The organism is Cohnella yongneupensis (assembly GCF_042655785.1).
Classification (GTDB): Bacteria; Bacillota; Bacilli; order Paenibacillales; family Paenibacillaceae; genus Cohnella; species Cohnella yongneupensis.
The window spans coordinates 42,517-55,219 of the sequence record NZ_JBHSNC010000059.1 but is presented as its reverse complement, the minus strand read 5'-3'; the positions used below and the strand labels follow the sequence as shown (position 1 = coordinate 55,219).

General features: G+C 53.3%; 9 protein-coding genes. 1 reads left to right on the top strand and 8 read right to left on the bottom strand.

Going from position 1 to position 12,703, the window contains the following annotated elements; all coding sequences use genetic code 11:
- Window positions 1-114: 114 nt before the first annotated feature.
- The 3 genes from ACFPQ4_RS24670 to ACFPQ4_RS24660 form a co-directional block, all read right to left on the bottom strand.
- Window positions 115-990, bottom strand: a complete 876-nt coding sequence (locus ACFPQ4_RS24670) for an ROK family protein (protein WP_378114614.1) — start codon at window positions 988-990, stop codon at window positions 115-117.
- 92 nt (window positions 991-1,082) lie between these two features.
- Entirely contained in the window at window positions 1,083-1,817 is a 735-nt protein-coding gene (locus ACFPQ4_RS24665) for a hypothetical protein (RefSeq protein WP_378114613.1), read from the bottom strand.
- Window positions 1,807-3,081, bottom strand: a complete 1,275-nt coding sequence (locus ACFPQ4_RS24660; protein ID WP_378114612.1) for a M48 family metallopeptidase — start codon at window positions 3,079-3,081, stop codon at window positions 1,807-1,809. Before ACFPQ4_RS24660 ends, ACFPQ4_RS24665 begins: the two co-directional genes overlap by 11 nt.
- 211 nt (window positions 3,082-3,292) lie before the next feature.
- On the opposite strand from ACFPQ4_RS24660, the gene ACFPQ4_RS24655 reads away from it, so the two are divergent.
- A complete protein-coding gene (locus ACFPQ4_RS24655) occupies window positions 3,293-3,709 on the top strand; it encodes a hypothetical protein (protein WP_378114611.1) in 417 nt (138 codons plus the stop codon).
- Window positions 3,710-3,790: 81 nt separating this feature from the next.
- Here ACFPQ4_RS24655 and ACFPQ4_RS24650 read toward each other — a convergent pair whose 3' ends face one another.
- The 5 genes from ACFPQ4_RS24650 to ACFPQ4_RS24630 form a co-directional block, all read right to left on the bottom strand.
- Window positions 3,791-4,576 carry a hypothetical protein gene (locus ACFPQ4_RS24650; protein WP_378114610.1) on the bottom strand — a complete coding sequence of 262 codons (786 nt, stop codon included), beginning with the start codon at window positions 4,574-4,576 and terminating at the stop codon, window positions 3,791-3,793.
- 77 nt (window positions 4,577-4,653) lie between these two features.
- Window positions 4,654-6,078: a glycosyltransferase family 2 protein gene (locus ACFPQ4_RS24645; RefSeq protein WP_378114609.1), complete on the bottom strand. Its 1,425-nt coding sequence runs from the start codon at window positions 6,076-6,078 to the stop codon at window positions 4,654-4,656.
- Between the two features lie 20 nt (window positions 6,079-6,098).
- Window positions 6,099-7,142: a HEAT repeat domain-containing protein gene (locus tag ACFPQ4_RS24640; RefSeq protein WP_378114608.1), complete on the bottom strand. Its 1,044-nt coding sequence runs from the start codon at window positions 7,140-7,142 to the stop codon at window positions 6,099-6,101.
- Between the two features lie 15 nt (window positions 7,143-7,157).
- Window positions 7,158-10,271, bottom strand: coding sequence for a hypothetical protein (locus ACFPQ4_RS24635; RefSeq protein ID WP_378114607.1), 3,114 nt, complete (start codon window positions 10,269-10,271; stop codon window positions 7,158-7,160).
- Window positions 10,264-12,468 carry a family 2 glycosyl transferase gene (locus tag ACFPQ4_RS24630; protein ID WP_378114606.1) on the bottom strand — a complete coding sequence of 735 codons (2,205 nt, stop codon included), beginning with the start codon at window positions 12,466-12,468 and terminating at the stop codon, window positions 10,264-10,266. The genes ACFPQ4_RS24635 and ACFPQ4_RS24630 overlap by 8 nt, the downstream gene beginning before the upstream one ends.
- Between the last annotated feature and the right edge of the window lie 235 nt (window positions 12,469-12,703).

The following is a 12,703-nucleotide window of genomic DNA, read 5'->3' as shown; positions in this document are numbered from 1 at the left end:
GCGGGGGCTTGGCCCCTCCCGCGACCGGACTTTCACCGGCTAGAAGATGCGTGCCTCTGGGCACGCATAAACACAAAAAACGCACGCCCGCGGGCGTGCGTTTCCTATAAAGAGTCACCCCCGTAAAGCACGCAGTCCGAGCGCCAACGAGCCGCACAGTCCAGCGTTGTCGCCGAGTCCCGGAGGAACAATGTACTGATCGATGCCTTCCGCGAGCGCCGACGCGCTGACGTAGCCGTTCAAGTTGCGGCGCACTTGCTCGCGAATGAGCGGGAACAGCTGCATCTGGTGCATGACGCCGCCACCGAGAATGACGCGTTTCGGCGATACGAGTAGCACAGCCGAAGCGATCGCTTGTCCGATGTAGAACGCTTCGATCTCCCAGGCTTGATGGTCGGCCGGCAGCTCGCTGGCTTTGACGCCCCAACGGGCCTCGATCGCGGGACCCGCGGCGACTCCCTCCAGGCAATCGCCGTGATATGGGCAGACGCCGGCGAACGTTTCTCCCGGATAATGCCGCGTCAGCACATGGCCGCCCTCCGGATGGACGAGTCCGTGCGTTAATTTATCTTCGATATAAACGCCGACTCCGACGCCGGTGCCGATCGTATAGTACAAGCAGCTATCCAAGCCTTTGGCCACGCCCCAAGTCGCTTCTCCGAGAGCCGCCGCGTTCACGTCCGTATCCCAGCCGAACGGTACGTCGAACGCCCGCTTCAACTCCGGCAATACGGGGTAGTTACCCCAACCCGGCTTAGGGGTCGTCGTGACGTAGCCGTATTCCGGGCTGTTCACGTCTATATTAATAGGACCGAACGAGCCGATTCCGATTGCCGACACGTTCTTGTCGCGGAAATAGTCGATGACTCGCCCTAGCGTCTTCTCCGGTTGTTCCGTCGGAAAGCTTACCCGATCCAGCACTTCTCCCGCTTCATTGCCGATCCCGCAGACGAACTTCGTTCCGCCCGCTTCTACCGCTCCGATTAACACGATAATTCCCTCCAATGAATGACAATTGCTCATACATCTTCAAGTTTACCGTCCCCTGCCAAGTAACGCCAGTCCCTCCGGCAAAATATCGCTCACAAACGCTCCCGCAACCATCTCATCACAACGTCGACAGTCAGCGTAAGGTTAGATAGTCCGAGCGCGTTCACGAACGGCGGCTGATCCCGAAAATAATCCGCATGTCCCCCGATAATGCGCAGCCCGCTGGCATGCGCCGGCGCATGCTTGTCCATCCGCCACGAGGGCAACCGCCACCGCCCGATTTGCCAGCCGCCGAACGAGCCGAGGCGAGTGATTGGATCGCTCAGCCTGACCGTCATCCAGCGCGCGCCCGGCGACGACGTTCGCGCCGCGTACACATAGAGCACCGTATCGCGCAGCTCCTCGGGAATGCGGCATCGCGGAGAGCCGACCATGACGACGAGCGGCGGCGAACCACCTTCGCGAACATGCAGCAGCCGCGCCGCATGCACCGCCGCCACGCCTCCGGCGCTATGTCCGACGATTATCGTGCGCGGGCGGGATGCGCCGCTCTCCGTCCGGCGTTTGTCGTCGATCATCGCGAGTAATCGGTTGCCGCCCAGCGACCCGTCGAGCCAGCCGTCTTTTAGCCGTATGTCTCGGCCGACTTCCCTCAACTGCCCTAACAACGAACGCTCCCGGTCGCCGTAAGGAAACAGCAGCGAGGATCGAACGGATCCGATCGCCGTCTCCAAGCCGCTATGCAACGCTTGACGCAGCCGTTCCATGAATAACGGCGACGTCGCGACTCCCGCGGGCAAATATAACTCGATATCCTTATTGCTCATGCTGCTTTTCGAACTCCAATGCTTTGACGATTCGTTCCATGTCGCTCGGATGCGTGCTTCTGAACCATTTGACGAGGAGAGGAGGATTCATGTCGCTTAGCGATACGATCGCCATCGTCTGATCCATCGTTACAGAACCTTCCGCGCTCCCGATCAGCTTCAACGCATAAGCATCGGCCGCCGATTCCGCGTTACGCGAAATCGCGTTCGAGACCGGCAACGAGGCGAACGAGATCACCGACATGAGCAAGAGAGCCAGCGGCAACGCCGCCATATCGGACGGCCCCCGAATCCCCCATCCCGCACCCCGTCTACGCGCGATGCGGGCATATAACCATCCGCCGACGCTGAGCAAGACGAACGAACCGCCCACCGCGCCTACCGCGCTCCACTCTAGATGGTGCTTCACGTAATGACCCATTTCGTGCGCCATGATCAGCAAAATTTCTTTCTCGTCCAACTTCTTCAGCGTCGTATCCCACAGCACGATCCGAAGCGACGAGCCGAGCCCGGTCACGTAAGCGTTAAGCGCGTTCGTCTTCGTCGACATGTCGACCTCGTACACGCGATCCGCCGGAATGTCCGCCCGCTTAGCCAAGTCGAGAATATGCTTTTCCAGCACCGGATCCTTCAAGCGATAGTAGTCGTTATAGAGCGGGTCGATGATAACCGGCTGGACGTACATCATGAACACGGTAAAAGGGATCGAAAGCAGCCACAGCTTAAGCCACCAACGCCCCCCGCGCGAAATGATCCAGAACGCGACCGCGGACACCGCTAGCATAATGACGTAACCGATGCCGAAGTCGACCAGCTTATCGCGAATCCATCCGGACACCGGCTGCGTCGTTATGCCATAGCTTCTCGACAGCGAATACCCGATAATTCGTAACGGCATGTACAGCAAGAAAGACGCGCCCTGAACGAGCAACACGAATAGCGGAAAACGAATATAAATCGGCAACCCGCGCCGCTCTAGCGCATCCCGCCAATAGCGCGAGAGACCGCCTGCTAGCAACAGAACATAGATGAGCCACTCCCAAGGAGCGCTCATGAAGAAAATCCAAACGCGAGCCGCGTTTAACGTCTGGCTATCGTGAAGCTGCCCGGGCGTAAAAAACGTCGCCGGATCGGCAGCCGTTCCTTGATACGCGCTCGGCACGTTATTGGGCGACGTGTACCAGGCGAAGACCGCCATCGCGACGGCATATAGGACGAACAGAACGAGAACGCTCTTGAGAATCGATTTTTGGCGCGAATACAAAGGTATCTTCTCCCCTTCGAGGAAACGAATGGAATAATTATAGCCTATTCTTGACGTCTAAGCGACTTGGCCAAAGCTCCTTACGTTTGCAAACGCCTACGGCATTCTCATTAACGGACTCGGCGTTTGCCAAAGCTACGCGGAAGCGTTCAAGCTGCTGGCCGACGCGGCGGGCTTGCCTTCCGTCGTTATGACGGGTTAACTCGGCTCCGTGTCGCATGCCTGGAACATGGTTAAGCTCGACGGCATGTGGTTCCACGTGGACGCGACGAACAACGATTCCGATATCCCTTACGTCACGTACAACTCGAGCGACAATCTCGTCGCAAGCAACTATACGTTCGACGATTCCTTCGAGATCGACAGTCAAATCCCATCTTATAAGAGCACGAAGGACTCCTACGACTATTATGTTAAACAAGGTCTCTACGCTTCGAGCGAAAGCCAATTGCAGACGTTGATCGATCAAGGCTTCGCATCCGGAGACGACTTCTATATTAAAGTCGCATCCGCGATCCCGACGGACAAGACGATCGAGATTTTGTACGATCGGTTCCAGAACAACGCCTCGGCAGCCGACTATAATCTCTACGGCAGCGTGATGAACGTGCTCGCGGTCATGAAATAATCATTCGTTATCGTTCCTAAAAAGACTCCTCCGCCCGCGATGAAGGGCGTAAGGAGTCTTTTCGTTGAGCTTATGTTGCCGTTACATCTGTTGACCTTGCGATTGATCTTGATCCTGCGTCTGGCCTTGATCCTGCGTCTGGCTTTGATCCTGCGTCTGACCTTGATCCTGTTGCTGCCCCTGATCTTGTTGCTGACCAGGGTCTTGTTGTTGGCCTTGTCCGCGCTGTCCGCCTCTTCCGAAGCCTCCGCCGCCAAAACCTCCGCCCCCGAATCCGCCCATGCCCAGCGTAATCGTCTCGGCTTCCTGCGTGCCGTCCTTTAAGTCGATGCTAAGAATGTCGTCCGCCTTCAAGTCGGCAAGCGTAAGCTCGGTTTCCTGCATCTGATTGTCGACGAACTCCCGTTTGAGTATCTTCGTGCCGTCGGTCACCGTAACTTCGACGACTTCATCCGTGAACAGGTTGTCCATATTCATTTGACCGCGACCGCCGCCGAAGTTGCCGCCGGATGGCGGCTGCGCGTCGCCTTGCGGCTGATCGCCGGAATTCGCCTGCTGCTGACCGTCGCCTGAAGGGCGCTGCCTCGTCCGGTTCGCACCGCCTTGTCCCTGGCCCCCGCCGCCGGGCGTGAACGAAGACTTATACACGCTGATCGTGTTGCCGTCTATACTTTTCACTTTGCCGAACAAGTCGACGGGTGCGCGATTCACCCCGGAATTGCCGCCCTGCGCCTGCTGCTGCTGTTGCTCCTGGGTTGCCGCCGCGTTCGCGCTCCCGCCCGATTGGTTCGCGTCCTTAGAACCGCACCCCGTCATTAGCGTTAGCGCTAAGGCTGCCCCTATTGCGAAATATTGTGACCTTTTCATTCTACTCTCTCCTTCAAACGTATCTATCCCAAGTACGAATACGCAAGAAGAAAAGTCGCGCGAATGGCGATCTTATGTTAGTTCATGTTACTTGACTGACCCGGCGTGAATTGCTGGCGCTTAATCGAACCCCAGGCATGGCGGCCTCTTCTATACTTGAAGATACCCTCTATCCGGAACAGTATGGTGATCTGTCGATACCCCAAATTTTCCAGCAACGCGAATAGGACTAGACGCATAATATCCCCGAACGACGTATATTTGCGGAACGACATTTGTTCGAGCAAAATACTCCCGAGCGACAAGGTCGTACCCAGCAAGAACGCGACAACGAAATAAACAAGGAAGCTCTTGAACGCGAGCAACCCGAACAAGTAGGCCAGGGGAATGAAGATATAGCCTAGAAACTCGACGACGGGACCGAACAATTCGAACACCCAATAATACGGAATCGACAACATACCAACCGTGCCGTACTTTGGATTGAGCAGCATTTTCCGATAGGAAACCAGGTTGTCGAACAACCCGATCTGCCAGCGCCTGCGTTGCACGCGCAAGTCCTTGAGCGTTTCCGGGGCTTGGGTCCAGCAGATAGGATCCGCCAAAAATTTAATTTTGTATTTTCGTTTGTCGTCCCTGAATTTTCGATGCAGCTTCATGATAATATCCATGTCCTCGCCGATGCTGTTAACCTTGTATCCACCGCACTCGATGACTGCGTTCTTATTGAACGCGCCGAACGCACCCGAAATAATCAGAACGGAGTTCAACCGGCTAAGGCTCGTGCGTCCCGTTAGAAACGCCCGCAAATATTCGATGATTTGAAACCCCGCCACTTTGCTCTTAGGGATTCGCATATCGATCAGCTTGCCGTCCCGAATGTCCGAGCCGTTGGCCAGCCTGACGATTCCGCCTACCGCCACCGTCTCCGGATTTTCGACGAACAGCATCGTCAGCTTGATTAAGGCTTCGTTCTCCAATATCGAATCCGCATCGATGCAAGCGAAGATCGGGTAAGACGACACGTTGATACCCGCGTTCAAGGCGTCCGCCTTGCCCCCGTTCTCTTTGTCGACCAAGATTAACCGCTCGTACTGCTCGTTGCGGTAGATTCCCGTAATTTCGTTCGTCTGAAGGCTTCTCTTGACGGGCTGATTGACTTTAACGAGATCGAACTCTCTAATAATTAGATCCCGCGTCGAATCCTTGGAACCGTCGTTCACGACGATGATCTCGTATTCGTAATAGTTCAATCCGAGCAAAGACTTAATGTTATCGACGATCGTCTTCTCTTCGTTATACGCCGGCACGATAATGGAAATAGGAATCATGTTTTTGGAATCCACGTATCTTTTATAGTCCGACGACTTCATCTTCCTCAAGTAACCGAACAGATCGACGACGGACAACAGCATTTGGCCGTTATAGAACACGTTGATAGCAATCGTATAGAGCATGCAAAATTCGCTGAAAAATAAGATGAATTTCCAAAAGTAATACATTCGCGCCCCTCCTATCTTGGTTAAGGCGATACGGACATCACGCCGAGCAACGCGTCCCTTGCGAATTTATCGTCGCCATCGATGATTCGGTTCGCGATCTCTATTCCGCCGGGAATGGTTATAAGCGCGCTTGCGGCGTTCTGTCTAACCCACCATTCCTTATCTTGAACCGCTTTGCCTAGACTGGCGCAGCTGTTCTCCGTACCGATCTTCTCTAAGCTCTTGGCCGCTGCTGCCCGAACCTCCCACTCCGCGTCTTCGAGCATGTCGGCTACGTAGGACTCGTTAGCGGTATCCTCAAGCTCCGAGATCGCCCGTATGCACGCGATTCTCAAGTTCTTGTTATTGCTGCTCAAGTACCGAATGTAATAGTCGATCAGACCTTGGCACTTATTGTCCGCAGCTGCTTTGATCAAGATGCCTTTGATGTAATCGTCGCTATATTCGATCGTTTCCCTCACTAACTCCTCGAGCGAGCCTCTGAACGCCCTTACGATTTCTACGATGGCTCTGAACGATAATCCGAATTGGCCGGAATTCGCGCGAAGGCTTTCCGACAGCCCTTGCAGATCAGCCATCTTGGCCAACGCGAGCAGTGCGTTGTAGACAACATCGTTGTTGCTGCTTTGCATGAGAGGGTAGATGTAGGTTTGGACGCCGTGCACTCTCAGATCTCCCGCAAATCGGCATGCGAGCGATTGTTTGTGCGGATTTTTTGTCGAGAGCAGCTTGATCAGCAACGTTTGAATGCCGGACTGTTCTATGACGGACGCCATTCTGTCTTGATGGTCAACCAAGTATTCGTCTCCGAGCCGGATCAGCATTTGCATTAGCAATTCTTGTTTAACAAAGCTGTTCTTCACGTATCGCCGCAGCTTCGGGATGCCTAGACGTCCTTCTTCCTTTCTTAATACGAGCGCCAAGATGCCTTCTAACTCCCGGTTGATTGTCCGGACCGAGCGCATGCGAATATAGGAGTAGAGCCACGTGCATACGATCGCGAGGAAGAACGAAAACAGCAAACCCGCCGACACGATCAACAATAAACTACCGTCAATTGCCATAGGTCCCTCCGATTTCTATTCCGCTGCGTATGCGTTCCCGATGATGTCGTAGCTCGATTTCATGCGTTGCTCGAATTGCGGCACATCCCAAGCATTCCATGCGAAAGTTTTATAGCCCGGCGAGTTTATGCTCTCCGGAAAATGATAATCCACGTGCGATGTCCCTTGATCCATGACGACCAGAGAAGCAACGATTCCATCCGTTAATCTCACGGCAACAACGTTCCCTGGCGCAATCTTTCCCTTGCTCTTCTCGTCGTTAATAACGAGCAAACTCGATGGATCCGTGAAGTTCAACCGGGACCACGGAATTCGGACTTTCAAGACGTCTCCCTCCACGTTGAAGCTATTGCCGTTGTCCATATATGGACCCGAGATCAAAGAAGACGCGTCTTCGTGTACGGCGTTCACTCGGTCCCCTGATCTCGTGACATAAGCGGGAGTCAACTCTTTGATCATTTTCTCGTAGATGCCCGCCTTAGAGACGCGCGTATAATAGGAGCCTTTGCCCGTATTGTAGCTTGGAATGACGAGTAATTCGGCAGCATTAGCATCATGAACCCGGACGCTGAACTCCGCCCCCGACCAGTTCTCGTTCACGTCGGGCGCGAGCATGTATTCCCCGTTCTTCCGATCGATCGTATCCAGGTACAGCAAGATGTCTTTGCGACTCAGATCGGGCATGGCGCTGAATTTCGCTCTCAAATACAAATACGATTCGTCCACGGAGAGCGCGAGCGAGTCAAGCGGGGCGTGGCCCTGCAGCGTCATGGAGAATTGTTCAGGTTGCTTAGACTCCAGCGATACGATCCCGTAATTTTGAGCCGGATCGACGACGTTATGCCATAACGACGCGCGATCGGCGGGATTAGCGAAAGCGGACGTATAGGCGGACGTTTTCCCCCATTCGTCGGCCCACTCATAGATGAGACCGCCCATTGCGCCGCTATCGTTAATGATGGAGATCAGCGACGCTAGACCCTCGCCCTGCACTTTCTCCGACAAGCCGTTAATCGTCGGAATTCCGAATTCGCTAATGAGAATCGGATATTTATTTGGAGCTTGCAGCAACGCGTTAACATATTTCTTGAATCCGGCGAACGTGGAGGCAGAGATCCCCTCATCCCCCGGCGCGAAGCCGAAGCCTCGCTGATCCGGAAATACGTTGTAAGCCTCGAATAGCCCGCTCATGGCCCGATCACCCAGCTCCAGATGCTTCAGATCGATTGTCGCGCCTGTCTGCGTACCCACAGGATCGAACAGCTCATGATAGGACCGCTCCAGCTCGGGACCGCTCACGATCGACGTCGGGTGCTGCATGCCGTAGTGCGTTTGTTCGACCCGGTAGACGCGATCGGCCAAGGCGGCCAACCACGCCTCGGTGCGAGTCGCGTTGGCGACAGTAGAGACGTATTCGCCCGCGTATGTCGCCTTGGCATTGCTCGAATCCGTCGCCGCAACGGCTTCGGGAGTCCATTCGGGATCGATGAGATAACCTAATACATAGGCTGACACATCGCTCCAATACGCCGTTGATTGTCCGTCCGCCAACACCGTCTCCAAGTTCCCGTGCATGGCGTCGATCGTATGGTCGATCGTCCGCTCGAAAGCCCCGGCATAATCCGAATCGGTATACGGCCCGTTTTCCGGAGCTTGTTCGGGCGCGATATTCTGCAGCAAGTACAGTCTGCGATCAGGATGGCTGAAATTATAGTTATCTAACGCACGGTAAAATTCGGCCGGCATCAACTTATATACTCGAATGGTGTTCGCGTGCATTGCGGCTATCTTCTCTAGCCACTCCCCGTACATGGCGGGATCGTCGGGTAACGCGCCGCTCGTATCGCCGGGCATCGACGAGCCGATATTTACGCCCTTGACGACCCATTCGTTCCACGAGCCGTTCCGATAGACGGAAAACTTGCCGTCCTTCGCCTTCGATACGAGCTTGGTACCGTCATTCGCGACTGCGAGCTCGGGATCGAATTGCACCGAGGAATCTATCGGCTTCACGTCCTTCAGCACCTCGGTCATGAACGGCACGTAGAAAAGCCAATAAAAATATGAAAGGTCGCCTTCGCTTTCGATACTGAAGTAGCGATAGACCGTCGTTGCTCCAATGAACTGCTTAATCTTATTGGGGCCTCTGTAATCCGTAAAATCGCCCGCCATGTAATAGGCATGCTTGCCGCTGGCCCGATTGTCGATGATCGCCGGAAAGCGTCCGTTAAGTCCGAACGGCTTGAGCTGGGCTGCCCCCTCCTCCGTCAGATCGAGGTCATACCATGCGATGACGGACTGCTGATCTACAGGCTGCACGATCTCGAACCAGTTGTAATAATCGACCGAATGGGTATTGTACTTATCCGCATTGGCGTCGGTCATACTAATCCGTATAGATGTCCCATTAAATCCCGTCCCTTGTTGCAGAACAACGATACGGTTATTACCCGCGATGACGATTCCCGCGCCGGTCAAGCTCCACTTCTTCCCGTATTGCTGCTCGTAGATCGCGCGAATCCAGTTCGGCACGTCGGCCGTCGAGGATAAATCGGAGAAAAATTTGCCCGCCATGCCCGAATAGCGCACGCCGAAGATTTCTTCCAATTCCTTCGTCACGTTCGGCTTTGTCGGATCTCCCGCGATATTGTATTCGCCGATCACCGTCGTCCCTCTCGCATAGCTGGACGAGATGATACCGACTTCTTCTTTCGTCAACCCCGATACGCCGGGAGGAACGATGCTATCGACTCGCGCATTCCCCGTACCGTACATGTCGGAGAGGTAGATGACGTCGGGCACGTGAGTCAACCGTCGCAACGGTTTATTAACGAGTCGGCCGTTCTCAAGGAAGTTTCCATAATAATCACGGTTAACGTTATACTTCTTCTTCGTCTCCGAATTCGTGATCCCCATTTCATTAAGCAACCAATAAAGTCCTCGTTGCTTGCTGTAATCGAGCTTCTCCACTTGTCCGGAGGCGTTCACCCGGGTCGGAAAAGTTTTATTGACGACGACAATGTCTAGCTGGCGATGAACGGCGATTTTCCACCATGCAAAAGGCGTAACGATTACGAGTATCGCGAATGCCAGAATGACATAACGAATTTTGATTGTTCGCTTACTCATTCGGTTGTGCTCCATTGCCCGCATCGAGGTTCGAGAACCCTTGCTGCAGAATGTAGTAGGAAGGCTTCAGTCTCTCATGCGCGGTCGGAACGTCCCACTCGGGCCAACGATAAGCGGTCATTGCCACGGGCCCGGTCACGGACGGCTTGCCGTCCTTCAGCCGTTCGACGCCGAATTTGAATTCGTCCACTTTAAGCGGTGAGATTATGCCTCGCGCTTGCATATCGTCGATAATGATCTTCTTCGAGGGGTCCATCACGTTGAGCAATTGCCACGGGATTCGGATTTCCAATTGCCCTTTGTCATAATAGAAGTCGCTCAGCGAGTCGAATTGCGGGCTGCTCGGATTGGCGATGCCATAATGAAGCAAGCCGGTCTCGTAACCCGTGAAGGCAATCGCTTGATCGGTATTGGGCACTTTAAACGGCTTGTTTAACGCGAGCTTAATGGGGTTATAGATACCCGAGTTCTTCTGCTGGTAAGCTTCCTTCTTCTCAAGGAAGCTATTCTGAATCGCGTAGCGGAAGTAATAATTGTCGTAATACGCGTCGACTAACAGACGTGAATCGTTCCGTCCGTGGATCTTCAGCACGAAATCGGCCGGACTGCCGAACGCGACGCCATAATCGGAATACCCGTCATTCCCTTGTCCGCCGATCGTATCGATCGGTAGGATCAGCGTATCGCGATCGAAATCGTACGAAGCGGCATCGATTCTTAGATACACGTAAGCTTCATCGCTCGTTACATACAAATTCATACCGTCCTTTGAATATAGAGGCTTGTCGTTGCTCCAGTCGTCGACCTGACCGTCCACGTATCTGATGCTTTGGGATTGTCCCGGATCGAACGCCAGAAGTCCGAAATGCTGTTCGTTCGTCTGTACGTTGGACCAGTACGGACGGGAATCAGGCAAATCCAGGTCGTTGTTATTCCACGTACGCTTGAACCATTCGTCTTGCCACGAGAAGACGAGTCCGCCGGCCAGATTAGCCGAGTGAATATCGTTCATCATGTGCATCAGCATGTCGCCTTGCGTTGCCTCGTCAATAAACCCTTGGTTAAAGCCGGTGATTCGATTCTCGTGCGCCTTCCCGCGGGATGCCGGAATACCGAACTCGGACACGACGATTGGCATCGAGTGAACCTTCTTAATATCCTCCAAGTAGGCGAGATAAGGATCCGGCTTGCCATCTGGACCTTTGAACTGTATATAGTCCGTCTGATAGCTGAAGGAATCCGGGTAGTACGGATATACGTGATACGAGGCGAACATGCCCGGCTTGAAGGCTTCGTGTCGCTTCACGTGCTCTACGTTCACTTCCACGAGATCTTCGTTCTGGTAGGGCTCGTTCGGATGCTTCAACGGATCGGTCGTTACCCAATTGGAGAACGCAACCGGACGTTGCATGTTGTACTTCGACGTCTCATAACCGATAATCTTATCTCCAAGCTCGGCAAGAAATGTCTCGAAAGGTGAAGCTCCGTCCGTGTATAAATATTGTCCGTCGTAATGATTGCGAGCCGGGTTATTCTCGTTAGTTCCGACGACAAAAGAAGGATCCCACTCGATCCCGAGTATCCATCCGATGACGTACGGGGAGACGTCCGACGTATAGGTGCCATCCGCGTAACCTTTATGTACCGGCAAGTAATGCTGGCCGTGAATAATATCGACGATGTCCTTGCCGCTCTGGACGACGTCATTCAAGATCTTATCTTTGCTTCCGTAAGCATCGTCGATGGTCATGATGTCGCTCTCGTTCACCCACACGCCGTGAATAACATAGATCGGCTGCTTGCCCTCATGCTGCGCTTGCTTATTGAAGTCGTACAACGCATTGTAAAATTGCGGCCTTTGCGTCGTATATACTCGAATTACGTTGGCGTTCATTTCGGAGATATAACCGAACCAGCGATAATACTCATCGTAGGTAATCGCTACCTCGCCCGGAAAGGCACCGGGCTTGCCCGCCCCGAGATTAACTCCCTTTATAAAGGTTTTTTTCCATTCATTATCTTTCAACACATAAAATGCGGAGGCATCCGTCTTGCTAATGAATTGCAGTTCGCTCGGTTTATCGGATTTGCCGGACGGATTCGCATGATTCGACCTTGAATAGCTATATAAACCGATAGCAATCGCAATAACAGCGATTAACATGATCGATACAATCCCAATCTTCTTTCCAACCACAGCTACCGCCCCCCATCGCTTTATAATATAGGTACTTGTACCCAACGTCAACACTTATACATTTCTTGATCTATCTGCATTTTTATAGGCAATTTAGCCGTAATACTGTGAAAAAAAACCTTGTAAATACAATAAAATTCAATAAAAAAACAATTGCTAAATATGGATAATTGTAAGAAAACAAGTCAAAACGATCGGAATAGGCATTTAGTAGCAGTTGAGGTTTTCCATTGCA

Coding starts and splice junctions, on each gene's coding strand:
- ACFPQ4_RS24635 (WP_378114607.1), bottom strand. CDS start 10,271: ATGAGTAAGCGAACAATCAAAATTCGTTATGTCATTCTGGCATTCGCG.
- ACFPQ4_RS24645 (WP_378114609.1), bottom strand. CDS start 6,078: ATGTATTACTTTTGGAAATTCATCTTATTTTTCAGCGAATTTTGCATG.
- ACFPQ4_RS24665 (WP_378114613.1), bottom strand. CDS start 1,817: ATGAGCAATAAGGATATCGAGTTATATTTGCCCGCGGGAGTCGCGACG.
- ACFPQ4_RS24640 (WP_378114608.1), bottom strand. CDS start 7,142: ATGGCAATTGACGGTAGTTTATTGTTGATCGTGTCGGCGGGTTTGCTG.
- ACFPQ4_RS24650 (WP_378114610.1), bottom strand. CDS start 4,576: ATGAAAAGGTCACAATATTTCGCAATAGGGGCAGCCTTAGCGCTAACG.